We start from the raw sequence: 22557 nt of genomic DNA, 5'->3' as shown, positions 1-22557 counted from the left end.
CCAGGTTTCCGCATCGCTGTAATCCCGCACTTCTCTTCCACTCTCTGCATGTCATGCCTATGGCAGGGCGGAGGGTCCCGGTTCAGGGGCGGTAGTCAGCCAGTTCGACTTTTCACGTTTATGCGGAGTGATCATGCCCAAGGCTTCCCACCAAGATCTGCGTTTTGCCTTCCGCGAACTGCTCGCGTCGGGTTCGTGCTATCACACAGCTTCAGTCTTCGACCCGATGTCGGCGCGCATTGCTGCAGACCTGGGCTTTGAAGTCGGTATCCTCGGCGGCTCGGTCGCTTCCCTGCAGGTGCTCGCCGCCCCGGACTTCGCCCTGATCACCCTGAGCGAATTCGTCGAGCAGGCCACACGCATTGGCCGCGTCGCCCAGTTGCCCTTCATCGCCGATGCCGACCATGGTTATGGCAACGCGCTGAACGTCATGCGTACGGTAATCGAGCTGGAGCGCGCTGGCGTGGCGGCGCTGACCATCGAAGATACCCTGCTGCCGGCCCAGTTCGGTCGCAAGTCCACTGACCTGATCTCGGTGGAAGAGGGCGTCGGCAAGATCCGTGCAGCGCTGGAAGCGCGAGTCGACTCGTCGCTGTCGATCATTGCCCGGACCAACGCTGGCGTACTGACCACCGAGGAAATCATCGTCCGCACCCAGAGCTACCAGAAGGCCGGTGCCGACGGTATCTGCATGGTCGGGGTGAAGGATTTCGAGCAACTGGAGCAGATCACCGAGCACCTGAACGTGCCGCTGATGCTGGTCAGCTACGGCAACCCGAACCTGCGTGACGACGAGCGCCTGGCGCGCCTGGGCGTGCGCATCGTGGTCGATGGCCATGCGGCGTACTTCGCTGCGATCAAGGCCACCTACGACTGCCTGCGATTGCAGCGCGGGCAGCAGAACAAGTCCGAGAACCTCAGCGCCACCGAGCTTTCGCACACCTACACCCAGCCTGAGGATTACATCCGCTGGGCCAAGGAGTACATGAGCGTCGAGGAGTGACCGACAGGCGTTGTCGGGCTACCTGAGGGCGCTCAGCGTTGCGGTGTGCGGGACGCAGTGCTCGTGTGCGCAACTGGCCGCGGTACTGGGCTGGCTGCGCAACAGCTCGACGCGCCAGCAGGCCGAACCATAGAGCCCGGCCACGGCGACCAGGGCCAGGACGATCACGCAGCGTCTGGATTTGATGCCCATGTTGCCTACCTCCTGCTGTGACCACAGGTGATACTTGCAAGCATAGGTCAGGTCGCAGCAATTGCCTGGAGCGAACATCGAGATCGGTGTGATTTGCGTCGCAGCGGCGCAAGGCCGCTCCACGCACTAATCCAGCTCCCGATCCCACTCCGGTTCTGCGCTGAAGCGTTGGGCAAGAAAGTCCAGCATGCTGCGCAAGGTCGCGGGCATGTGTTTGCGTGAGGTATAGACCGCATGGAGGTTCAGCTCTCGCGGTCGCGCCAGGGGCAGTAGTTTCACCAACTCGCCGCGACGCACTGCGCAGGCGGCCTGGTAGGTCGGCAGCATGGCGATTCCGGCACCGGCCAGGGCGGCCTTCTGCAAGGTCAGGGCTTCGTTGGCGCTGATATTGCCCTGCACGGGCACCGCGACCTGTTCACCGGCCACCTCGAAATGCCACAGGCTGTGGCCGAAGTAGGCGTGGGTCAGGCAGTTGTGCTGGGTCAGGTCCTCGACTCGCTGCGGCGTGCCGTACTCGCGCAAGTAGGCGGGGCTGGCGCAGACCACCGAACGGCAGACGCTCAGGCGTCGGGCAATCAGGTTCGGGTCCAGGTCGTTGCTGGTGCGGATCGCCAGGTCGATGCGCTCGTCAACCAGGTTGACCGTGCGATCGAGCATCTGCAATTCCACCTTCACCCCCGGATAGCGCTTCACGTACTCCGCCACCGCATCCACCAACTGCGCTTGGCCGAACGAGGTGCTCACGCTGATGCGCAACTCGCCGCGCGGCGCATCTTCAGGCGCACGTACCGCGGTCTGCAGGTCGCAGGCCAGTTCCAGCATCTGTCGGCAGCGTGGCAGGGTGTCCAGGCCCGCAGCGGTCAGGCTCAGCTTGCGCGTGGTGCGCTGCATCAAGCGTGCGCCGACCCACTCCTCAAGCTCCGCGAGATAGCGCGACACTACAGGCCTGGAAAGCTCCAGGTGATCTGCCGCAGCCGACTGGCTACCCAGGTCGACGACGGTGACGAACACGCGCATGGCGTTCAGACGGTCCATGATTTGCCCGATTTCAGAAACAAACTATGTTCAAGCATCGCATTTTTTGTGATGGATCGGGCAACTAAGCTGTGTTCCATCGTCCCGCTTTCAGGAACCTCACCATGTCGATTTTCACTCCACTGCGCAGTCTGATGCTGGCCTGTATCGCCCTGACGGGCCAGGCAATGGCGGCCGATCCGCTGCACCTGGATGTCTACAACCCAGGCCATGACGCACTGTTCCCGGTCAGTTCGGTGATCGTCAGTGGCGAGCGGGAGGCTGTGCTGGTGGATGCGCAGTTCGGCAAGGCTCAGGCCGAGCAGGTGGCTGAGCGCCTGCGTGCCAGTGGCAAGCGGCTGACCACCATCTACATCAGCCATGGCGATCCGGACTATTACTTTGGCCTCGACACCCTGACCCAGGCGTTTCCAGACGCCAAGGTGGTCGCCTCCGCTGCCACTGTGGCGCATATCCGCCAGACCATGGACGCCAAGCTGGCGTACTGGGGGCCGCAGATGGGCGCCGACAAGCCCGCGAAACTGGTGGTACCCCAGGTGTTGGCCGGTAACCGTCTCGAGCTGGAAGGGCAGACGCTCGAAGTCGTTGGCCTGGACGGCCCGCAGCCCGACCGCAGCTTCGTCTGGATTCCCTCGATCAAGGCGGTGGTCGGTGGTGTGGTGGTTTCCGAGAACATTCACGTATGGATGGCTGACACCCAGTCTGCCCAATCCCACACCGACTGGCTGGCAACGCTTGCACACATCGAAAAACTCGCCCCGCGCACGGTGATCCCAGGCCACTACCTGGGGCAGAGCAGCCGTTCGCTGGATGCCGTGCGCTTCACCGCAGGCTACATCCGCGCCTTCGACAGCGAAGCGGCCAAGGCTCGTGATGCGGCGGCGCTGATTGCTGCAATGAGCAAGCGTTATCCGAACCTGGCCGATGAAAGTTCCCTGGAGCTCGGGGCCAAGGTCGCAAAAGGCGAAATCAAGTGGTAACCCCTTACAAGCCAGATGGAGTGTTTCCCATGAGCAAGATCGCAATCATCGGTGCCACCGGCCGCGCCGGCAGCCAGTTGCTGGAAGAGGCTCTGCGCCGTGGCCACAGCGTGGTCGCCATCGCACGCGATCCGTCTTCGCTGCAGGGCCGTGAAGGTGTCACGGTCAAGGCGCTGGATGCCAAGGACAGTGCTGCGCTGCAGGCGGCAGTCACAGGCGTGGACGCTGTGCTGAGCGCTGCGCACTTCTCCACCCTTGCGCCGCAGGCGATCATCGAGCCGGTCAAACGCGCCGGGGTCAAGCGCCTGCTGGTGGTCGGTGGTGCCGGCAGCCTGCTGCTGCCGTCGGGGCAGCGGGTGATCGACAGCCCGGACTTCCCCGAGGCGTACAAGGCCGAGGCCAGCGCCGGCGTGGGCTTTCTCGATACCTTGCGCCAGGAACCGACCCTCGACTGGACCTTCCTTTCGCCTTCGGCCGAGTTCGTTGAGGGTGAGCGCAGCGGGCGCTATACGCTGGGCAAGGATCACCTGCTGATCGGCGCCGATGGCAAGAGCTGGATCACCTTCGCCGACTACGCCATTGCCTTGATCGACGAACTGGAAAAGCCCGCACATACGCGCCAGCGCTTCACTGTCGGCTACTGAGGCGTCGCTGCCAGCCTTTCGCAGGTGAATCGCGGCGCAGTACATGCTGCCGAGCTGATGGGGTCGCAGGGCCGCTAAAGACTGGCGCGTGCCTGCAGCCACTCCAGTAATTCGCCCAGCCCCGGCGGCAGGCTTTTCGACGGGCAGACCAGATAATAGCCTTTGCCCGTCATCACCTTCAGCGCAAAGGGCATGCATAACCGCCCACTGCGCAGGTCATCGCCGATCAGCGCCCAGTCGCCGATGGCCACCCCGGTCCCCTGGGAGGCCATGGCCATCGCCATGTCCAGTGTCTCGAAATGCTGGCGTCGGCCCTGTGGCTCGAACGCAGCGCCGGCCGCTTGCAGCCACAGGCGCCAGTCACGCTCGTCGCGCGAGGGGTGCAGCAGCATGTGCCGCGCCAGGTCCTCCACTCGCTCCAGAGGCATGCCGCCTTGCAGCAACGAGGGGGCGCACACCGGTGTCAGTTGCTCGTCGAACAGCTTGCGCACCAGCGAGCCCTGCGCGGGCGGGCTGCCATACACCACTGCCGCATCGAAGCCTTCATGACGAAAGTCCACGCCGTGCTGCACCGTCGTGGTCAGTTCCACCGGTACATCCGGGCGCAGTGCCTGCCATTCCATCAGCCTCGGCAGTAGCCAACGCATCACGCAGGTCGGGGCCTTGAGCTGCAAGGTGGCGGTGCGCGCACTGACCTCGCGCACCCCCTGTTCGATCAGGGCGAACACTTGCTGCACCCGCGGCAGCCAGTCCTGGCCTTCACGGGTCAGGCTCAGGCCACGGGCCTGGCGCTGAAACAAGGGGTAGCCGAGTTGCTCCTCGAGCCCGGCGATCTGACGGCTGACAGCGCCCTGGGTGATGTGCAGATGCTGGGCGGCACGGGTGAAATTGCAGTGCTGGGCGGTGACCAGGAAGGTGTGCAGGGCGGGCAGGGGAGGGAGTCGTTTCATCGTGGCGAGCCATGATCTGGAGACATGGCTAGTATGTGTTTTTTTGCATTGTCGCGGTAGCCGCAGCTTGCTTCCATGAGTACTGATTTCAACAAGAATCAGGGTAAAGACGATGGCAACCTGTGGCGAAGTACTGGTCAAACTCCTCGAAGGCTATGGCGTAGAGCATGTGTTCGGGATTCCCGGCGTGCATACCGTGGAGCTCTATCGCGGGCTTGCGCGCTCGTCGATCCGCCATGTCACGCCGCGCCACGAGCAGGGCGCAGGCTTCATGGCCGATGGCTACGCGCGGACGCGCGGCAAGCCGGGAGTGTGCTTCATCATCACCGGCCCCGGCATGACCAACATCACCACGGCCATGGGCCAGGCCTATGCCGACTCGATCCCCATGCTGGTGATCTCCAGCGTGCAATCGCGCAATGCACTGGGCGGTGGGCGCGGCAAGCTGCATGAGCTGCCAAACCAGTCTGGGCTGGTGGCGGGCGTTTGCGCGTTTTCCCAGACCCTGATGAGTGCCGATGACCTGCCGCAGGTGCTGGCCCGCGCCTTCGCCGTGTTCGACGGTGCCCGGCCACGTCCTGTGCATATCGAGATCCCGCTGGATGTGCTGGTCGAGCCAGCCGACCACCTGCTGCAAGTTCGCCCGGTGCGCACCAGCCGTGCAGGCGCCGCGCCGCAGGTGGTGGCGCAGATGGCCGAGCGTCTGGCCAAGGCCCAGCGCCCGTTGATCCTCGCCGGTGGCGGTGCGCTGGCGGCAGGCGAGGCCCTGGCGCAACTGGCCGAGCAGCTCCAGGCGCCGGTGGCCCTGACCATCAATGCCAAGGGCCTGCTGCCGGTTGCTCATCCGTTGCAGATCGGCTCGACCCAATCGCTGCCGGCAACCCGTGCCCTGGTTGCCGAGGCCGACGTGGTACTGGCCATTGGTACCGAGCTTGCCGAAACCGATTACGACGTGACCTTCAAGGGCGGATTCGAGATCCCCGGTAGCCTGCTGCGCATCGACATCGATCCGGACCAGACCGTACGCAACTACCTGCCGGAGCTGGCCTTGGTCGCCGATGCCAAGCTGGCTGCCGAAGCCCTGGTTGCAGCGTTGGCCGAGCAGCCTGCGGTGCGTGACGAACGCTGGGGCGCTGCCCGTGCCGAGCGCCTGCGCAACGACCTGGCTGCCGGCTGGGACCAACCGACCCTGAGCCAGACCCGTCTGCTTACCGCGATACTGGAAACCTTGCCCGACGCCGTGCTGGTGGGCGACTCGACCCAGCCGGTCTACACCGGCAACCTCACCCTTGACCTTGCGCGTCCGCGTCGCTGGTTCAATGCGTCGACCGGCTACGGCACGCTCGGCTATGCCTTGCCGGCGGCGATGGGCGCCTGGCTTGGCAGCGCCGAAGTCGTGGCTGAACGCGCCCCGTCGGTGTGCCTGATCGGTGACGGCGGCCTGCAGTTCACCCTGCCGGAGCTGGCCAGTGCAGTCGAGGCACAGGTACCGCTGATCGTGCTGCTGTGGAATAACCAGGGTTACGAAGAGATCAAGAAGTACATGGTCAATCGCGCCATCGAGCCAGTGGGCGTGGACATCCACACCCCCGACTTCATCACCGTGGCGCAGGGGCTGGGGGCTGCGGCCGAACATGTCGGCGATGTGGCGCAGTTGCAGGCCGCGCTGGTGCTGGCGGTCGAGCGCAAGGGGCCGACCCTGATCCAGGTGGACCAGGCACAGTGGCAGACAGCGGTGGCCGGCTGAGGCGCGCGCGGGCTTGCAGATTCAACCCGCGCTCGAGCGCAGGCGCGCCATGTCGCGAATTGGCGGCGCGCCGTACAGCCGGCTGTACTCCCGGCTGAACTGCGACGGGCTTTCATAGCCCACCCGATACCCCGCCACCGCGGCCTCCAACCCATCGTTGAGCATCAGGCGCCGGGCTTCCTGCAGTCGCAGCTGCTTCTGGTACTGCAACGGGCTCATGGACGTCACGGCCTTGAACCTGTGGTGCAGGGTCGAGGTGCTCAGGTTCACTTCCCGGGCCAGCTCCTCGATGCGCAGCGGCAGGTGAAAATGCTTGTTGAGCCAGGTGATCGCCTGGCTCACGCGGTGTGTCTGGCTGTTGGCCAGGGCAATCTCGTACAGGCGATGCCCCTGCGGCCCGCGCAGTAGGCGGTAGAGGATTTCGCGGCGAAACAGCGGGGCCAGCATCGGGATGTCGCGCGGGCTATCGAGCAAGCGGACCAGGCGCAGCAAGGCATCGAGCAGGTGCGCATCGGTCTTCTCCACATACAGCCCAAGCCCGGACTGCACGCTGGGCACCAGCATCGGGCCGTTTTCGGCAATCAACTGGCTGATCTCTGCCGCGTCCAGATCGATCCGCAGCCCAAGCACCGGGTTTTCCGGGCTGGCGTCGAGCCTCACCCGGCTGATCGGCATGGTCACCGACACCACCATGTAGTGCAGCGGGTCGTAGGCATACTGCTGATCGCCCAGGAACAGACTCTTGCTGCCCTGGGCCATGACGCAGAGGGCCGGCAGGGCCAGGCCCGGCTTCGAACGGATGTTGCCTTCATAGCGCGACAGGTACAGCTGCTCGATGGCCGTCGGTGGTCCGTGGGGATCGCCTGCGTGCCTCAGGATCAGGTCAGCGAGTTCCAGACGCTGATTTTCCAGGGTCGGGTCGAGAGCGGCAAGGGCAGTGGTCATGATCGAATTCCTCCAGGGACCGGGCCAGCATAGATTTGGGCAACATCCTGCGCTAGCCAAATGCTGCCGACCGATTGCCTGATCCTGCATTGCGGCAGGATCAGGCAATCGACAGACAGAAATGGCCTAACGCAGGGTGCGGGCGAGGACCTAATCTTGGCAGCCTGGCTTTTCCGTCCCGCCTGCTTCAAGGAGATCGTTCATGACCTTGCATCAACCGGTCACACACTTGGCTTTCATCCGTGCCAGCAGCGGTCGTTCGGCGGAACTCGGCATGCGCCTGCGCGACCTGCTCGAGCCTTCGCTGCGCAGCCCAGGCTGTCTGGCGTTCACCGTCCAGCGCTCCCAGGTTGACGCCGACCTCTGGCTGCTCAGCGGCAGCTGGCAGGATCAGCAGGCCATGCGCGGTTACTTCGCTTCACCGACGCTCGAGGTCTTCGGCGACCTGCTGCAGGAGCGGGTGGTGGCGAGCATGGACCTGCAGACCTTCGATTGAGGGTTGGTCGCGGGTAACCTTCTCGCGGGCAAGCTTGCCCATGAAAAGGCCACTACCTTAACGCATGCTGCAGTAGAATCCCGCCCCTCGTTCAACAGCTGGAGCACAGCAATGGCACGTAGAGAATTCCCGGGCTTCGAGGCCGTTTCGGCAATGGTCCCGGTCGAAGGCGGCGGCTACCACGCGGCAATCGCGGTCAAGGCCCTGCACATGGGTGGGGCTCCGCGCTTTCACAAAGTCCTGGAGGGCCAGGTGTTCACGTCGGCAATGGCCGCTGACGAGGCGGCCTGTGCCGAACTCGAACGCCTGCAGGGCGTCGGTGAAGAGGGCGAGCTGGCCTGGTGATCAGGCCTGCGGGCGACGCATCTTGAACAGGTTGCCCAGCTCGAAGTAATCCGCCGGGCCACCGCCACGCAGGATCGGCTCGGCGGCAGCAGTGTCGTAGATACCCTCTTTGAGCAGGTGTTCGGCGATATGCACGGCCACCACTTCACCCAGGATCAGCCAGCTGGGCACCAGCTCGTGATCGGCGCGCTTGAGCTGGATGATCTGGCTCACCTTGCACTCGAAGTTCACCGGGCTCTCACCCACCCGCGGCACGCCGACCACGTTCGAGGGCGCCGGTGTCAGGCCGCTCAGCTCGAATTCGTTGATATCTGCAGCCACTGCCGCGCAGCTCTGGTTCATCTGCTCGGCCAGCGGGCGCGTGGCCAGGTTCCAGACGAACTCGCCGGTCTGTTCGATGTTGTTCAGGCTGTCTTTGCGCCCGACGCTGCAGAAACCGATGATCGGTGGAATGTAGTTGAAGGCGTTGAAGAAGCTGTAGGGCGCCAGGTTCAGGCGACCTTCGCGATCATGGGAGGAGATCCAGCCGATGGGCCGGGGGCCGACGATGGCGTTGAACGGGTCGTGGGGCAGGCCGTGGCCTTTGGCGGGTTCGTAGTAGTGCATCTGCGCAGGGCCTTGGCCCTTCCTCTGGGACGGACGAGGCGCCTAGTGTGCCAAGCCTTGAGCTGGCTGGGAATGATCAAGCCCGGCCAAAGCCGGGCTGGGTGACACGCATCAGTGATCAGCTGATGCGGTGGGCGTTGGTGCGGCTGAAGCCATCTTCAGCGAAGCGCTGGCCGCCAGTGCGGTCGAAGCCGTCTTCGGCGAAGCGTTGGCCGCCAGTGCGGTCGAAGCCGTCTTCGGCGAAGCGTTGGCCACCAGTGCGGTCGAAGCCGTCTTCGGCGAAGCGTTGGCCGCCAGTGCGGTCGAAGCCATCTTCGGCGAAGCGTTGGCCACCGGTGCGGTCGAAACCGTCTTCTGCGTAGCTGGCCGATTGGCTTTGTGCAGCGGCGAAGGTGTGGGCGTTGGTGCGGTCAAAGCCGTCTTCGGCGAAGGCACCTGCGGCGAAGACCGAAAGGGCCAGGGTCAGGATCAGTTGGTTTTTCATGGTCGTTGCTCCAGTAGATTCGAGGGGGTTTGTTCTTGCTATGGATCTCATGCTACGCCGATTAATTTGATTAAAAAGCGCAAAAAATTACGTAAAACAATCAATTTAATCGATGTGTTTGCGCACGAGATGTCCAAATAAGTAGCTGTCGGCTCTACCCCGCAGCATGCGGCATATCAAATATCCGAAAGCGTTCTGTCAGCGCTTGTAGGTTGCTCCACCTCAATTAATGGCGAGTTAAGGACTCAACACTTCGTCGCTCTCGACGCCGAACGGTTTTTTCATTCCTTTCCAACCGATTTTTCAGACGTTCGTCTTCAACATCGCCGCATTCCAGAAACCGGAGCGGCACACGATGAATAAACTTCCGCAAATCACCTTGGCCTTCTGGGTCATGAAGATCTGCGCCACCACGCTGGGCGAGACGGCTGGCGACCTGCTGTCGATGACGCTCGACATCGGCTACGCCATGAGTTCGCTGTTGTTGATCAGTGTGTTCTTGCTGACGTTGCTCACCCAGCTTTATTCCCGCCGCTATCACCCAGTGCTCTACTGGCTGGTGATACTGTCCACCAGCACCGCTGGCACCACCATGTCCGATTTCATGGATCGCACGCTCGGGTTGGGTTACGCCGCAGGTTCAGCGCTGCTGATCGGCATCCTGCTGTTGACCTTCGCCCTGTGGCGGCTGAGTGGTAATCCACTGGATGTCACGCGCATCCGCAGTCGTGCGGGCGAGTTGTTCTACTGGGTTGCGATCCTGTTCTCCAACACCCTGGGCACCGCACTGGGCGACTACCTTGCAGATGATTCAGGCCTGGGCTTCGCGGGTGGCGCCCTGCTGATCGGCAGTGCCATCGTGTTGGTGGCTATGGCGCGTTACTGGACCCGAATCCCTGGTGTGGTGTTGTTCTGGGTAGCCTTCGTGCTGACTCGGCCATTCGGTGCAACCCTGGGCGATTTCCTCACCAAGCCATACGAAAAAGGCGGTCTGGACTTTGGCACGATCGGCTCTTCCATGGTGTTGGGCGCGATCCTGCTGGCGCTGGTGCTACTGGCCACCTACTACCAGCGTCGTCAGCCGCAGCAAGTGCTGGAAGTATCCTGACCTCCAGAAAAAAGGACTGACGCGAACGGTACAAATGCCCGCAGCAGAGCTTTTTTGCGGCCGCAAAAAAGGGCCGTTCCACCGGAACGACCCTTTTCAATTACAGCGAACGCAGAATCAATCAGTGGTGATGCGCGAGTGCTGCTTGGTGTCCTTCATGGTCGCGTAGACCAGCAGCGAGCAGGCGATGCAGCCGGTGACGTACCAGTAGAAGCCGGTTTCCATGCCAGCGCTCTTGAACCACAGGGCCACGTACTCGGCGGTGCCGCCGAAGATCGACACGGTCAGTGCGTAGGGCAGGCCAACGCCCAGGGCGCGGATCTCGGTGGGGAACAGCTCGGCCTTCACCACGGCGTTGATCGAGGTGTAGCCACTGACGATGATCAGCGCCGCCATGATCAGGAAGAAGGCGCCCCACCAGCTCTGGATGGTGTGCAGGGTGCTGAGGATCGGTACGGTGAACAGGGTCCCCAGCACGCCGAAGGCAATCAGGATCGGGCGCCGGCCGATCTTGTCGGACAGCCCGCCGATCACCGGCTGCAGGCACATGAACAGGAACAGCGTGGCCGCCGAGATGGTGGTCGAGTCGCTGATGCTCATGCCGACGGTGTTGACCAGGTACTTCTGCATGTAGGTGGTGTAGGTGTAGAAGGCCAGGGTGCCGCCCATGGTCAGGCCGACGACGGTCATCAGCTCCTTGGGGTGGCGCATCAGGGTGCGCATCAGGCTTTCCTTGGACTTCTCCTTCTTGGTGAAGGACGCGGTCTCTTCCATCCCACGGCGCAGGTACAGTGCAACCACCGCGCACAGCGCGCCGATCACGAAGGGCACGCGCCAGCCCCAGGCATACAGCTGTTCGGTGGTCAGCACGTTCTGCAGGATGATCAGCACCGCCAGGGCGATGAGCTGGCCGGAAATCAGGGTGACGTACTGGAAACTGGAGAAGAAGCCACGGCGTTCCTTGCTGGCCATCTCGCTGAGGTAGGTGGCCGAGGTGCCATATTCACCGCCGACCGACAGACCCTGCATCAGGCGTGCGATCACCAGCAGGATAGGCGCGGCGACGCCGATGGTTTCATAGCCCGGCGTCAGGGCGATGACCAGCGAGCCTGCGCACATCAGCAGTACCGACGCCATCAGCGCAGCCTTGCGGCCCTTGCGGTCGGCGTACAGCCCCATCAGCCAGCCACCGATCGGGCGCATCAGGAAGCCCACGGCGAAGATCGCGGCGGTGTTGAGCAGTTGTGCGGTGGTGTCGCCAGCGGGGAAGAAGGCTTTGGCGAAGTACAGCGAGAATGCGGCGTAGACGTACCAGTCGTACCATTCGACCATGTTGCCGATCGAACCGCTGAAGATCGACTTGAGACGACTGGCGGTGGTTTTTTCCGCGGCGGGCGCAGTGGCCGCCCCGGCGGGCAGGGTGGTGGCGTTATCCATCAGGGATACCTTCTCGTTGTTTTTGTGAGGCGCGCGGGACCGCGGCTTGAGAAGGGTTTTGCAGAAGCTGTGCCAAATGAGGGCGTAACGATCCGAATGAGGTGTCGGCCGCCCCATCCTTGGGCATGCCAGCGCCCCAGAAACGCGATGGATCAAGGCCTGCACTGTATCCGTAGAAGCGGGCTTGCCCGCGAACAGCCGCGCTGCTTGCACCGGCCAGACACAGGCCATATGAGCGGTAACCCGCCTATTGGCAGCTTTTGATCGGCAAGATTCCGCTCATTCGCGCTCGATAAAATCCTCGCGCATCAGGCCATGGCGCTGCATCTTCTCGTTCAGCGTACGCCGCGGCAGTTGCAGCGTCTCCATGACCCCTTTGATCTCGCCCTTGTGCTGACGCAGCGCGGCGCGCAGGCATTGCAGCTCGAACGCCTCCATTTGTTCGCTCAGCGACTGACCTCCCGGCGCCACCTCGATGCTCGATGAACCCAGCCCCAGCGCATGGCGCTCGGCGGCATTGGCCAGCTCGCGCACATTGCCCGGCCAGTCATGGGCCAGCAGTTGTGCCAGTTGCGCGCCTGAAAGCGGCGGTGTGCTGCTGCGCCCCAGGCGCTCGGCGGCGGTACGGACGAAATGCTCGAACAGCAGCGGGATGTCCTCGCGCCGCTCGCGCAGTGGCGCCAGACGCAGTTCGGCAACGTTCAGGCGGTACGCCAGGTCTTCGCGAAATCGCCCGGCGCGAGCCTCGTCGAGCAGATCGGGTTTGGTCGCGGCGATGATGCGCAAGTCGACGCTGATGCTCTGGTTGGCACCCAGGCGTTCGAGTTTCTGCTCCTGAATCACCCGCAGCAACTTGGCCTGCTGGGCCAGTGGCATGCTTTCGATCTCGTCGAGAAATACCGTGCCGCCGTTGGCATATTCCAGCTTGCCGATGCGTTTGCCCTGGGCGCCGGTGAAGGCGCCGCTCTCATGGCCGAACAGCTCGGCCTCGAACAGGGCTTCGGGGATTGCCGCGCAATTGAGGGCGACGAAGGGTTTGTCGGCGCGTGGGCCGAAGTCGTGCAGGCATCGCGCCACGCGCTCCTTGCCGCTGCCGGTTTCGCCGCGGATCAGCACATTGACTGGCAACCCCGCCAGTTCCAACACCTGCCGACGCAACTGTTGCAAGCCCTGAGACATCCCCAGCAGGGTCGCTTGCAGCCGTTCCTTTAGGTCGGCCTGCTGGTGCAGCGCGCGGTTTTCCAGCACCAGTTGGCGCTTGTCCAGGGCGCGGCGCAGGCTGCCCAGCAAGTGCTGCGGGGTGAAGGGTTTTTCCAGGAAGTCGTAGGCACCGTTGCGCATGGCTTCCACTGCCATCGGCACATCGCCGTGACCGGTGAGCAGGATCACCGGCAGGTCAGGGTCTTGCGCCTGCAGGTGCTCGAGCAGTTGCAGGCCATCCATGCCCGGCATGCGCACATCGCTGATAACCACGCCGGGGAAGTGCTGTGGCAGTTGCGCGAGACATTCCTCTGCGCGGGCGAACAACTGCACGCTGAAGCCGGACAGGCTCAGCCATTGCTCCACCGCGGTGCGGATGCTGGCTTCGTCGTCGACGACGATCACTGAATTCAACATGCAGGCTCCAGGTCGCGGGGCAGGGTAAGGCTGAAGCGGGCACCGCCAGGCAGGTTTTCGACCTGCAACTGGCCGCCGGCTTCATGAACGATGCCATAGGAAATCGCCAGGCCCAGGCCCAGCCCTTCGCCCACCGGCTTGGTGGTGAAGAAGGGGTCGAAGACGCGGGCCAGGTCGGCATCCTTGATGCCGCCACCGGAGTCGAGCACGCTCAGGTGCCAGCGTTCGTCCTCGGCTTCGATACGGATCTCCAGACGTTTGTAGCGCTTGTCGGCCATGGCGTCGAGGGCGTTGTGCAGCAGATTGATCAGCACCTGTTCGAGGCGGATCGCGTCGCCGCGCACCCACGCAGGACGCGCCAGGTACAGCGCCACCTCGACCTGCTCGCCGCGAATGCGGGTGTCGAGCAGGTGCAGGGCCTGGTCGACCACGGTGGCCAGGTCGAGACGCTCGCGCAGCCCGCCTGGGCTATTGCGTGCGAAGGTCTTGAGGTGGCCGGTGAGGGCGGCCATGCGCGTGAGCATCTGCTCCAACGGCTCCAGCGCCTGACGCGCCTGTTCATGGCGGCCATGGTCGAGCAGTAGGCGCAGGGTTTCCAGTTGCATGCGCTGGGTGGTCAACGGCTGGTTGATCTCATGGGCCAGCGCCGCCGACATCTGCCCCAGCGCCGCCAACTTGGCCGACTGCACCAGGCCTTCCTGGGCAGTGCGCAACTCGCGTGTGCGCTCCTCGACCAGGCGCGTCAGCTCTTCGCGGCTGCGTTGGCGCAGGCGGGCGATGCGCAGGCGCTGGCTGACGAACAGCACGGCGAACACCAGGCTCAACCACACCGCGGCGCCAGACAGCGCCGCGTTGCGGGCATCCTCGCTGACCTGCGGCTTGCGCAGCAGATGCAGGGTCCAGCCTTCGGTGGCCAGCGGCAAGCTCTCCCACAGATAGTCGGCGCTGCCGTCCGGCCCCTGCACGCGGCTGAACGTGCTGCGTTCGTCGAAGCGGGTCAGCAACTGGTGCTGCAGAGGGACCAGGGGCTGTTTGTCGTACTGGCGGGTTTCGGCCAGCTCAGCGCGGTCTGCGGCAGTCAAGGGCTGCAGCTCGCGATAGCGCCAGCCGTTCTGGTTGGCGATGAAGATGATCCCGCGCGCATCGCTGACCAGCAGGATGTCGCTGCCCTGGCGCCATTCGCGTTCAAGCTCGGGGAATTCGAGCTTGACCACCATGGCACCGAGGAAGCGTCCGTGCTCGTCGTTCACTGCGCTGGACAGGAAATAGCCCGGCACGCCGCTGGTCACGCCGACGGCGTAGAAGCTGCCGGTGCCCTGGCTGCGGGTCTGCTTGAAATAGGGGCGAAAGCCATAGTTGGAGCCGACGTACGTGGTCGGCAGGCGCCAGTTGCTGGCTGCAACGGCGAGACCGGTGCGGTCGAGCAGTTCGAGGGTCGAGGAATTGGCGGCGCCGTTGATGCGTTCGAGCTTGCGGTTCAGCGCATCCTGCAGCGATTCGCCGACCGGGCCGCGCAGGGCGTCGATCAGCTCCGGGTCCAGCGCCAGGACGGCGGGCAGGGCGCGGTAGCGTTCGATGAGCGTATGCAGGCCGTTGGCGTAGAGGGTCAATTGCTCGCTGGCCCGGCGTGCGTCGGTCTGCATCGCCTGGCGCTTGGCGTGGTGCATCGCCCAACTGGCGCTGAGGGCAGTGCCGATCAAGATCAGCAGGGTGACCAGGGCCAGGCGCAGGGCGCGGAAGGATGAAGGCATGGTGCGGGTCCGGGCATTCGGTTTAAGTACCGGCCCTTTCGCGGGTAAGCCTGCTCCTCCAGGAGCACATCCAATCCTGCAGGAGCGGGCTTATCCGCACAGTGGCCGCAGCGGTCTACAGCAACTCGAAGCTCTGCTGCTGCACGGCCTGCGAGTCCAGTCCGATCTGGACGTTGAACTGCCCAGGCTCGGCCACATGCTGGAGCTGGCCATTGTAGAACTTCAGGTCATCCTCGCTGATGCGGAAGGTCAAGGTTCGGGACTCACCCGCCTTGAGCAGCACCTTCTGGAAGTTCTTCAGCTCTTTCACCGGACGGCTCATCGAAGCGCTGACATCCTGGATGTACAGCTGCACCACGGTTTCGCCATCGACCTTGCCGGTGTTCTTCACCGTCACTTCGGCCTGCAGGTTGTCACCGCGCTTGAGCGCGGTCTTCGACAGCGCAAGGTCCGAGAGCTCGAAGGTGCTGTAGCTCAGGCCGTAACCGAACGGATACAGCGGGCCATTGGGCTCCTCGAAGTACTGCGAGGTGTAGTTGCCCGGCTTGCCCGGGGTGAACGGGCGGCCGATGCTCAGGTGGTTGTAGTACATCGGGATCTGCCCGACCGAACGCGGGAAGGTGATGGCCAGCTTGCCGGACGGGTTGTAGTCGCCGAACAGCACATCGGCGATGGCGTTGCCGCCTTCGGTGCCGCTGAACCAGGTTTCGAGGATGGCATCGGCCTGCTCGCGCTCCCAGGCGATCGACAGCGGCCGGCCGTTCATCAGCACCAGCACCAGGGGTTTGCCGGTGGCTTTGAGCGCTTTGATCAGCTCGCGCTGTACCGCCGGAATCTCCAGGGTGGTGCGGCTGGATGACTCGTGGGACATGCCGCGCGACTCACCCACCACCGCCACTACCACGTCCGATTGCTTGGCGGCCTTGACCGCTTCATCGATCAGCACGGCGGCCGGGCGCGGATCGTCGATGATTTCTGGCGCCGCGAAGTTGAGGAAGTTCAGGTAGTCGAAGATCGCCTTGTCGCCGGTGATGTTCGAACCCTTGGCATAGATGACCTTGGCCTTGCCTTCGGTGGCGCGACGCAGGCCTTCGCGAACCGTCACCGAATGTTCGGGGCGGCCGTCGGCAGCCCAACTGCCCATCATGTCGATCGGGGCATCGGCCAGTGGGCCGACCAGGGCGATGGTGCCGGCCTTCTTCAGCGGCAGGGCCTGGTTCTTGTTCTCCAGCAGCACCAGGCTGCGCCGTGCCACGTCGCGGGCGGCCTCACGGTGCAGACGGTCGTCGCCGTAGTAGTCCTTGAGATCGGTCTCGGGCTTGCCGATGCGCACGTAGGGGTTCTTGAACAGGCCCATCTCGTACTTGGCGCCCAGCACTTCGCGTACCGCCTGGTCGAGCTCGGCCTGGGTCACTTCACCGGACTTGAGCAGGCCCGGCAGCTCCTGGCCGTAGAGGGTATCGTTCATGCTCATGTCGATGCCGGCCTTGATCGCCAGCTTCGCCGCCTCGCGGCCGTCGCGGGCGACGCCGTGGCGGATCAGCTCCTGGATGGCGCCGTGGTCGCTGATGGTCACGCCCTTGAAGCCCCACTCCTTGCGCAGCAGATCGTTCATCAGCCAGGTATTGGAGGTGGCCGGTACGCCGTTGATCGAGTTCAGCGCCACCATCACCCCGCCTGCACCGGCGTCGAGGCTGGCGCGGTAGGGTGGCAGGTAGTCGTTGTACATTTTCGGCAGGCTCATATCGACCGTGTTGTAGTCGCGCCCGCCTTCCACTGCGCCATACAGGGCGAAGTGCTTGACGATGGCCATGATGCTGTCGGGCTCGGCCGGGCTCTTGCCCTGGAACGAGCGGACCATCACCTGGCCGATCTTCGAGGTGAGGTAGGTGTCTTCGCCGAAGCCCTCGCTGGTGCGGCCCCAGCGAGGGTCGCGGGCGATGTCGACCATCGGCGCGAAGGTCATGTCCAGGGCATCGGCCGAAGCCTCGATGGCCGAGGTGCGGCCGACCTTGGCGATGGCGTCCATGTCCCAGGTCGCTGCCAGGCCCAGGCTTATCGGGAAGATCGTACGCTCACCATGGATGGTGTCGTACGCAAAGAACATCGGAATCTTCAGGCGGCTGCGCATGGCGGCGTCCTGCATCGGCCGGTTCTCTGGCGCTGTGCGCGAGTTGAAGGTACCGCCGATGCGACCGGCGGCGATCTCCTCGCGGATCTTTTCGCGCGGCATTTCCGGGCTGATACTGATCAGGCGCAACTGACCGATCTTCTCGTCGACGGTCATCTGGCTGATCAGATGGTCGATGAAGGCCCGCTTGTCTTCCAGGGGCGGGGCAGAGGTGGCGGCCACGGCCGCCTGACTGGCAAGGCCCATGGCCAGGCCCAGCAAGGACAGTTTCATCATCAATTCCGTTGTCGAGTGGTTCGCTCGCGGCCGATTTTTCGGACGGCTGTTGTTGTCTGGCCCGCTGGCGGTGTAACAGGTCGCTCCCCCATCCTCCCGCGGTCGCCGCGGATTATGCCTTATAAGTGGGGCTCGATGAGATACACTCTCGCGACCGCGTGCCGGGCTAACAACTATAAGAACGATCGAGAGACCGAAGGCATGACCCTTCTCAATGAATACGAACAACGCCAGGTTGCCGAAGCCATCGCTCGTGCCGAACAGCGCACCGACGCGGAGCTGGTGACGGTGCTGGCGCGCCACGCCGATGACTATGCCTACCTGCCGTTGCTGTGGGCCGTGCTGCTGGCGCTGGCGCTCCCGGGATTGGTGCAGGTGCTGCTGGGGTGGCCAGGGCTGCGTGGGCTGCTGGTCGCCCAGGTACTGACCTTCATCGCCTTCAGCCTGTTGCTGCGTAACCCGCGCCTGGCCGGCTGGCTGGTCCCACGGGTGCTGCGCCACCGCCGTGCCGCCGATCTTGCCCGGCGGCAATTTCGTGAGCAAAACCTGCAACGCACCGAGGGGGCTACCGGGGTGTTGATCTTCGTCAGCGAGGCGGAGCGCTATGTGACCATCCTGGCGGACGAGGGCATCGCCCAGCATCTGGACGAACGAGCACGTGCCGAACTGGTGGCACGTTTTACCGCGCAGGTCTGCGCGGGGCGCACCTTGCAGGGGTTCGTCGAATGCATCGATGCCTGCGGCGAGTTGCTCAGCCAGCACCTGCCGCCGACGCGGCGGCGCAACCAGTTGCCCAACCAGCTGGTGATCCTGGATTGAACAGTGTGTGGCGGTGCGGGCCGACGATGGGGCCTGCACAGCCACTCAAGCCTGCAAACCTGTAGAATGCCGGCCATTGCGCATCTTGAGGCACCCCCTTCCCATGTCTTCCTCCACCCCCGCTGCGGACGCCCGCGCCCAGTTCCTGGCCCTGCTGGGCGATGCCCTGCACAGCGAAACCCTGACCAAGCTGGTGCTGGCGCGTCATGTCGGCGCCGACCAGAGCCTGCAGCGGATCATCGCCAAGCCAGTGCAGATCAAGGGCCAGCCCTGCCTGTCGCTGGTCTACCGTCACCAGACCCGCGACATCACCCGCAACCTGCCGCTGGATCAGGCCCAGGCCCTGGTCGCCGAGTTGTTGCCGGAGAGCTTTCGCAATGCTCACCTGTTCACCGCCGAAGGCGAGGTGCAACTGGGGTTCAGCAAGAAGGGCAAGCCGCTGTTGCAACGCCACGGCACCCAGGTGCCGCGCGAGGCCGCGGCGGGCGGGCACGATCGTGAGAAGAAACGCTATCTGGAACTGTCGCGGCCATTTCTGCGCGATCTTGGCGTGACCGACACTCAAGGTGCGCTGATTCCGTCGATGTCGCGCAAGTGGAAGCAGATCAACAAGTTCATCGAGGTCTTCGCGCATGCCTTGGGCAGTGCGCCGCTGACTGCGGACCAGGTGCTGCGAGTCGCCGACTTCGGTTCGGGCAAGGGCTACCTGACCTTCGCCATGCATGACTACCTGCGCAACACCCTGGCTCGCGAAGCGCAAGTGACCGGCGTCGAGTTGCGCCCCGACATGGTCGAGCTGTGCAACGCTGCCGCGGCGCGGCTGGAGCATCCTGGCCTGGAGTTCCAGTGCGGCGATGTGCGTAGCGTGGTGCCCGATGCCATCGAGGTGATGATCGCGCTGCACGCCTGCGATATCCCCACCGACTACGCCATCCATACCGGGATCCGCTGCGGCGCGTCGATCATCATGTGCTCACCGTGCTGTCACAAGCAGATCCGTCCGCAACTGCACAGCCCAGGGCTGTTGCAGCCCATGCTGCAGTACGGGCTGCACCTGGGCCAGCAGGCCGAGATGCTCACCGACAGCCTGCGCGCGTTGTACCTGGAAGCCTGTGGCTACGAGACCAAGGTGTTCGAGTTCATTTCGTTGGAGCACACCAACAAGAACAAGATGATCCTGGCGGTCAAGCGCAGACAGGCTGGGGATAACAGCGCACTGCTGGAGAAGATCGCCCAGCTCAAGGCGTTCTATGGGATACAGGAGCATTGCCTGGAGAGCCTGTTGCGGGCCGATGGGCTCATTGCCGGCTGAGTACTGCCAGGCCCTGTGGGAGCGGGCTTGCCCGCGAAAAGCTCAGCGCCAATGTTCGCGGTGGTTCGGCGCCCCGACAAACTCGCCTCCACCGCGACTGGCAACAATCAGAAGAACCGCGTCACGCTGATCTTGGCATTGCGCCCTTGCATCAGCGCATTCTCCCCCGACAACTCCGGTCGGGCCGACTCGTTGAACAGGTTGTCCACCGTCAGGTTGACCTCGGTACCTTTCAGGTAGGCCTGCTGCGGCTTCCAATTGGCGAACAGGCCGTGGATCTGGTAGCTGCTGTTGGCGAACTGATCGTAGTAACGGTCACCCAGTACGCTGGCCGGCCCCTCGTAGTACTTGTCGCTTGGCAGGCGGTCGGTCTTGCGCACGAACTGCGCGGTCCAGCCGATCCGCGCATCCCAGGCCGGAATCTTCACCCCCAGCGTGGTGATCCATTTCGGCGCGGGAATATCCTTGGCCCACACATCCGGGCCCCAGGGGTTGGTGTAGGCGCCCTGGTGACGGCCGGTGATCCAGGAGAACGACGCCGAGCCGAACAGGTAGGTCGAATCGTAGAAGCTCTCGACCTCGAAGCCCTTGATCACCACATCGCCAATGTTGCGGTAGTTGGACATCAGCCCGCCGCCACAGGTGTTGGCGATGCTGCCACCGGTGACCAGTTGTTGTGGGCAGCCGATGCCGGTGGCCTTGAAGATCTCGTCCTCGATGTGGTTGCGAAACAGCGTGGTGCGCACTTGGGCGCTGTCGTTGGCCAGCACCAGGTTGTCGAAGTCGAACACGCTGCCCACGCGCAGGGCGGTGATGCGCTCCGGGTCCAGGTTGCGGCTGGTGGCGGTGCGGCTACCGCTGCCCTGGACTTCGTACTGCTCGTCCAGCACCGGCGCCCGCCAGGTCTTGCTGTAGTCGGCGAACAGGGCGGTGTTGGGCGTGACCTTCCAGAACACCGACAGACGTGGCGACCAGCCGCTGTAGGTCTTGTCGCTGTAGTCGTGGCCCGCGGCCGGGTTGTTGTACAGCGGGGCATCGTTGGGCTTGCCCTCGTTGGTCACCTGGTCGTAGCGCAGCGACGGGGTGATGGTCACATCACCCAGGGTGACGGCGTCCTGCAGGTAGTAGCCCTGGCTCTGCACCTTGCCGCTGGGCATGAAGTACGGCTGGTAGTGGCCGTAGTTGTAGCGCGGCGTGTCGTAGATGCCGCCCGGCATCCACATCTGCGTGTCGCGGTCGTGGCGGCGCACTTGCACGCCCGCCGTCAGTGCGTGCTCCAGCACGCCGGTCTCGAACAGGCTGGTGTTGGTCACGGCGAGCATACGGTCGCGGTACTCGGTGTCCATCTTGCGCCCGCCGGTAGCCGGCTGGAAGAACGCCGTGGCCAGGCGCTCGTCGGTCTGCTTGGTGTCGGAGTCGGAGTACTTCACTTCCAGGTCGACCCAGCGGTTGTCGATCGGCTGGTAGGTGTAGGTGGTCGACCAGGTGGTGTCGGTGGTGGTGCGGTTGGCCAGGAAGCGTTTGAGCGCCGCTTCGTAGCCGTACTTCTTGATGTCGGCGGCGGTGGGCGGCGTGGGGTAGGCGGTGGACGAGAACGGCGCCCAGCGTTCGCTCTGTGACTGAGACCAGGAGAAGCCCAGGCTGTGCTCTTCGTTGAAATGCACGTTGCCCTTGAACAGTGCGCCGTCCAGGTCGAGGGCGCTGTTGGGCAGGCGCGTGGGGTTGATCGGGTAGCGGCCTTGGGGATCGGGGATGTTGCTGGCCAGCTTCATGTCGCCGCCGTCGCGCTTGGTCAGGTAGGCCAAGCCATCGAAGCGGCCATCCTCGGTGCGACCGAACAGCGCCGAGCTGTACACCTGCTGGTGGTCGTTGCTGGCGTAGCCGTACTTGACCATCGCGCCGCTGTTGCGCCCTTCCTGGAGCAGGTCGCCGGCGTCCTTGGTGGTCATGTTGACGCTGCCGCCGAAACCGCCGTTGCCGGTCTTGACCGAGTGCGGGCCTTTTTCTACCTCGATGTGCTTGATCAGCTCCGGCTCGATGAACACCGTGCCTTGCTGGTAGCGTTCGAAGCCGCTCTTGGTGGCGCCGTCGACGGTCATCGGCACGTCTTCGGCGTCACCCAGGCCCCAGATGTTGATGGTCTGCCCGCCCGGCTTGGCCGAGCCGCCCATGTTCACGCCTGGCAGAGTGGCGAGCACGCTGGGGATGTTGCTGGGCTGGTAGCGGTCGATCTGTTCCTGGTTGAGGGTCGAGCGTCCGACGTTCTGCGGTCCGATCTGTTGGCCGTCGCCGACGATGCTCATGGCGCCGAGCTGGATGCTGTTGTCGGCCTGCGGTTGCTCTTCGTTGAGCCGCACCACGTAGGTGTTGCCCATGCGCACCATGCTGAAGCGGCTGCCGGCAAGCAGGCGGGCGATCGCCTCCTGCGCCTCGAAGGCACCTTGCAGGGCCGGGGCCTGGGCGTTGTGCAGCAGGGCTTCGTCGAACAGCAGCTGGACCTTGGCCTGCTGCGCCAGTTGGCTCAGCGAGCGCGCCAGCGGTTGGGCGGGCAGGTCGAACTGCTGCGGCGCGGCTTCGGCGGCCAGGCTGATGGCCAGGCACAGGGCGAGCAGGGTGGGACGAGTGGGCAAGGTTTTCAACGGACGCAACGCAGGCAACATGGATTCCCCCAAACGGCAA

At 64.1% G+C, this 22557-nt stretch carries 20 protein-coding genes; 9 read left to right on the top strand and 11 right to left on the bottom strand.

Translation table 11 applies throughout. The annotated features are described in order from the left end of the window. Positions 1-133: 133 nt before the first annotated feature. Positions 134-1003: an oxaloacetate decarboxylase gene (locus APH44_RS21800; RefSeq protein WP_054894495.1), complete on the top strand. Its 870-nt coding sequence runs from the start codon at positions 134-136 to the stop codon at positions 1001-1003. 18 nt (positions 1004-1021) lie between these two features. On the opposite strand, the gene APH44_RS30140 is transcribed toward APH44_RS21800, so the two are convergent. Both APH44_RS30140 and APH44_RS21795 read right to left on the bottom strand, forming a co-directional pair. Beyond that, complete coding sequence (locus APH44_RS30140; RefSeq protein WP_172964814.1) at positions 1022-1195, bottom strand: hypothetical protein; 174 nt, start codon at positions 1193-1195, stop codon at positions 1022-1024. 126 nt (positions 1196-1321) lie between these two features. Beyond that, positions 1322-2230: a LysR family transcriptional regulator gene (locus APH44_RS21795; protein WP_054894494.1), complete on the bottom strand. Its 909-nt coding sequence runs from the start codon at positions 2228-2230 to the stop codon at positions 1322-1324. Between the two features lie 104 nt (positions 2231-2334). On the opposite strand from APH44_RS21795, the gene APH44_RS21790 reads away from it, so the two are divergent. After that, positions 2335-3210, top strand: a complete 876-nt coding sequence (locus APH44_RS21790; RefSeq protein ID WP_054894493.1) for an MBL fold metallo-hydrolase — start codon at positions 2335-2337, stop codon at positions 3208-3210. Between the two features lie 29 nt (positions 3211-3239). After that, positions 3240-3854, top strand: coding sequence for an NAD(P)-dependent oxidoreductase (locus APH44_RS21785; protein WP_054894492.1), 615 nt, complete (start codon positions 3240-3242; stop codon positions 3852-3854). Positions 3855-3928: 74 nt separating this feature from the next. Here APH44_RS21785 and APH44_RS21780 read toward each other — a convergent pair whose 3' ends face one another. Next, positions 3929-4804: a LysR substrate-binding domain-containing protein gene (locus APH44_RS21780; RefSeq protein WP_054894491.1), complete on the bottom strand. Its 876-nt coding sequence runs from the start codon at positions 4802-4804 to the stop codon at positions 3929-3931. Positions 4805-4916: 112 nt separating this feature from the next. Here APH44_RS21780 and APH44_RS21775 point away from each other — a divergent pair, with 112 nt between their 5' ends. Continuing rightward, positions 4917-6551 carry a 5-guanidino-2-oxopentanoate decarboxylase gene (locus tag APH44_RS21775; RefSeq protein WP_054894490.1) on the top strand — a complete coding sequence of 545 codons (1635 nt, stop codon included), beginning with the start codon at positions 4917-4919 and terminating at the stop codon, positions 6549-6551. A gap of 21 nt (positions 6552-6572) precedes the next feature. On the opposite strand, the gene APH44_RS21770 is transcribed toward APH44_RS21775, so the two are convergent. Continuing rightward, positions 6573-7496 carry an AraC family transcriptional regulator gene (locus APH44_RS21770; RefSeq protein WP_054894489.1) on the bottom strand — a complete coding sequence of 308 codons (924 nt, stop codon included), beginning with the start codon at positions 7494-7496 and terminating at the stop codon, positions 6573-6575. Between the two features lie 202 nt (positions 7497-7698). On the opposite strand from APH44_RS21770, the gene APH44_RS21765 reads away from it, so the two are divergent. Both APH44_RS21765 and APH44_RS21760 read left to right on the top strand, forming a co-directional pair. After that, complete coding sequence (locus APH44_RS21765) at positions 7699-7992, top strand: putative quinol monooxygenase (RefSeq protein ID WP_054894488.1); 294 nt, start codon at positions 7699-7701, stop codon at positions 7990-7992. 111 nt (positions 7993-8103) lie between these two features. Beyond that, complete coding sequence (locus APH44_RS21760; RefSeq protein WP_054894487.1) at positions 8104-8337, top strand: hypothetical protein; 234 nt, start codon at positions 8104-8106, stop codon at positions 8335-8337. Here APH44_RS21760 and APH44_RS21755 read toward each other — a convergent pair whose 3' ends face one another. Together APH44_RS21755 and APH44_RS21750 are read right to left on the bottom strand one after the other, a co-directional pair. Next, complete coding sequence (locus tag APH44_RS21755; RefSeq protein ID WP_054894486.1) at positions 8338-8943, bottom strand: flavin reductase family protein; 606 nt, start codon at positions 8941-8943, stop codon at positions 8338-8340. It abuts the gene before it with no gap. Between the two features lie 118 nt (positions 8944-9061). Then, a complete protein-coding gene (locus APH44_RS21750) occupies positions 9062-9427 on the bottom strand; it encodes a hypothetical protein (protein WP_054894485.1) in 366 nt (121 codons plus the stop codon). A 355-nt stretch (positions 9428-9782) separates the two neighbouring features. Between APH44_RS21750 and APH44_RS21745 the strand changes: the two genes are divergently transcribed. Then, positions 9783-10535, top strand: a complete 753-nt coding sequence (locus APH44_RS21745) for a hypothetical protein (RefSeq protein ID WP_054894484.1) — start codon at positions 9783-9785, stop codon at positions 10533-10535. Positions 10536-10652: 117 nt separating this feature from the next. Here the strand turns inward: APH44_RS21745 and APH44_RS21740 are convergent, their stop codons facing one another. The 4 genes from APH44_RS21740 to bglX all read right to left on the bottom strand — a co-directional run bounded on the left by APH44_RS21740 (position 10653) and on the right by bglX (position 17747). Next, positions 10653-11972, bottom strand: a complete 1320-nt coding sequence (locus APH44_RS21740) for an MFS transporter (RefSeq protein WP_054894483.1) — start codon at positions 11970-11972, stop codon at positions 10653-10655. A gap of 279 nt (positions 11973-12251) precedes the next feature. Beyond that, positions 12252-13589 carry a sigma-54 dependent transcriptional regulator gene (locus APH44_RS21735; RefSeq protein ID WP_054894482.1) on the bottom strand — a complete coding sequence of 446 codons (1338 nt, stop codon included), beginning with the start codon at positions 13587-13589 and terminating at the stop codon, positions 12252-12254. Then, entirely contained in the window at positions 13583-15340 is a 1758-nt protein-coding gene (locus APH44_RS21730; RefSeq protein ID WP_054894481.1) for an ATP-binding protein, read from the bottom strand. The genes APH44_RS21735 and APH44_RS21730 overlap by 7 nt, the downstream gene beginning before the upstream one ends. 115 nt (positions 15341-15455) lie before the next feature. Further along, complete coding sequence (gene bglX, locus APH44_RS21725; RefSeq protein WP_054894480.1) at positions 15456-17747, bottom strand: beta-glucosidase BglX; 2292 nt, start codon at positions 17745-17747, stop codon at positions 15456-15458. 201 nt (positions 17748-17948) lie between these two features. Here bglX and APH44_RS21720 point away from each other — a divergent pair, with 201 nt between their 5' ends. After that, entirely contained in the window at positions 17949-18566 is a 618-nt protein-coding gene (locus APH44_RS21720) for a TPM domain-containing protein (protein WP_054894479.1), read from the top strand. 103 nt (positions 18567-18669) lie between these two features. Next, entirely contained in the window at positions 18670-19878 is a 1209-nt protein-coding gene (locus APH44_RS21715; RefSeq protein ID WP_054894478.1) for an SAM-dependent methyltransferase, read from the top strand. Between the two features lie 107 nt (positions 19879-19985). Here APH44_RS21715 and APH44_RS21710 read toward each other — a convergent pair whose 3' ends face one another. Continuing rightward, entirely contained in the window at positions 19986-22538 is a 2553-nt protein-coding gene (locus APH44_RS21710) for a TonB-dependent receptor (protein ID WP_054894477.1), read from the bottom strand. Positions 22539-22557 lie beyond the last annotated feature (19 nt).

The sequence above is a fragment of the Pseudomonas sp. NBRC 111143 genome, from assembly GCF_001320965.1.
In the GTDB taxonomy this organism is placed as follows: domain Bacteria; phylum Pseudomonadota; class Gammaproteobacteria; order Pseudomonadales; family Pseudomonadaceae; genus Aquipseudomonas; species Aquipseudomonas machongensis.
The sequence above is the reverse complement of the archived record's forward strand: the minus strand, read 5'-3'. Positions and strand labels throughout refer to the sequence as shown.

What these genes read in the sequence shown, in the direction of transcription:
- APH44_RS21800 (WP_054894495.1), top strand. Translation starts at nt 134, where the DNA reads ATGCCCAAGGCTTCCCACCAAGATCTGCGTTTTGCCTTCCGCGAACTG.
- APH44_RS30140 (WP_172964814.1), bottom strand. Translation starts at nt 1,195, where the DNA reads ATGGGCATCAAATCCAGACGCTGCGTGATCGTCCTGGCCCTGGTCGCC.
- APH44_RS21795 (WP_054894494.1), bottom strand. Translation starts at nt 2,230, where the DNA reads ATGGACCGTCTGAACGCCATGCGCGTGTTCGTCACCGTCGTCGACCTG.
- APH44_RS21790 (WP_054894493.1), top strand. Translation starts at nt 2,335, where the DNA reads ATGTCGATTTTCACTCCACTGCGCAGTCTGATGCTGGCCTGTATCGCC.
- APH44_RS21785 (WP_054894492.1), top strand. Translation starts at nt 3,240, where the DNA reads ATGAGCAAGATCGCAATCATCGGTGCCACCGGCCGCGCCGGCAGCCAG.
- APH44_RS21780 (WP_054894491.1), bottom strand. Translation starts at nt 4,804, where the DNA reads ATGAAACGACTCCCTCCCCTGCCCGCCCTGCACACCTTCCTGGTCACC.
- APH44_RS21775 (WP_054894490.1), top strand. Translation starts at nt 4,917, where the DNA reads ATGGCAACCTGTGGCGAAGTACTGGTCAAACTCCTCGAAGGCTATGGC.
- APH44_RS21770 (WP_054894489.1), bottom strand. Translation starts at nt 7,496, where the DNA reads ATGACCACTGCCCTTGCCGCTCTCGACCCGACCCTGGAAAATCAGCGT.
- APH44_RS21765 (WP_054894488.1), top strand. Translation starts at nt 7,699, where the DNA reads ATGACCTTGCATCAACCGGTCACACACTTGGCTTTCATCCGTGCCAGC.
- APH44_RS21760 (WP_054894487.1), top strand. Translation starts at nt 8,104, where the DNA reads ATGGCACGTAGAGAATTCCCGGGCTTCGAGGCCGTTTCGGCAATGGTC.
- APH44_RS21755 (WP_054894486.1), bottom strand. Translation starts at nt 8,943, where the DNA reads ATGCACTACTACGAACCCGCCAAAGGCCACGGCCTGCCCCACGACCCG.
- APH44_RS21750 (WP_054894485.1), bottom strand. Translation starts at nt 9,427, where the DNA reads ATGAAAAACCAACTGATCCTGACCCTGGCCCTTTCGGTCTTCGCCGCA.
- APH44_RS21745 (WP_054894484.1), top strand. Translation starts at nt 9,783, where the DNA reads ATGAATAAACTTCCGCAAATCACCTTGGCCTTCTGGGTCATGAAGATC.
- APH44_RS21740 (WP_054894483.1), bottom strand. Translation starts at nt 11,972, where the DNA reads ATGGATAACGCCACCACCCTGCCCGCCGGGGCGGCCACTGCGCCCGCC.
- APH44_RS21735 (WP_054894482.1), bottom strand. Translation starts at nt 13,589, where the DNA reads ATGTTGAATTCAGTGATCGTCGTCGACGACGAAGCCAGCATCCGCACC.
- APH44_RS21730 (WP_054894481.1), bottom strand. Translation starts at nt 15,340, where the DNA reads ATGCCTTCATCCTTCCGCGCCCTGCGCCTGGCCCTGGTCACCCTGCTG.
- bglX (WP_054894480.1), bottom strand. Translation starts at nt 17,747, where the DNA reads ATGATGAAACTGTCCTTGCTGGGCCTGGCCATGGGCCTTGCCAGTCAG.
- APH44_RS21720 (WP_054894479.1), top strand. Translation starts at nt 17,949, where the DNA reads ATGACCCTTCTCAATGAATACGAACAACGCCAGGTTGCCGAAGCCATC.
- APH44_RS21715 (WP_054894478.1), top strand. Translation starts at nt 18,670, where the DNA reads ATGTCTTCCTCCACCCCCGCTGCGGACGCCCGCGCCCAGTTCCTGGCC.
- APH44_RS21710 (WP_054894477.1), bottom strand. Translation starts at nt 22,538, where the DNA reads ATGTTGCCTGCGTTGCGTCCGTTGAAAACCTTGCCCACTCGTCCCACC.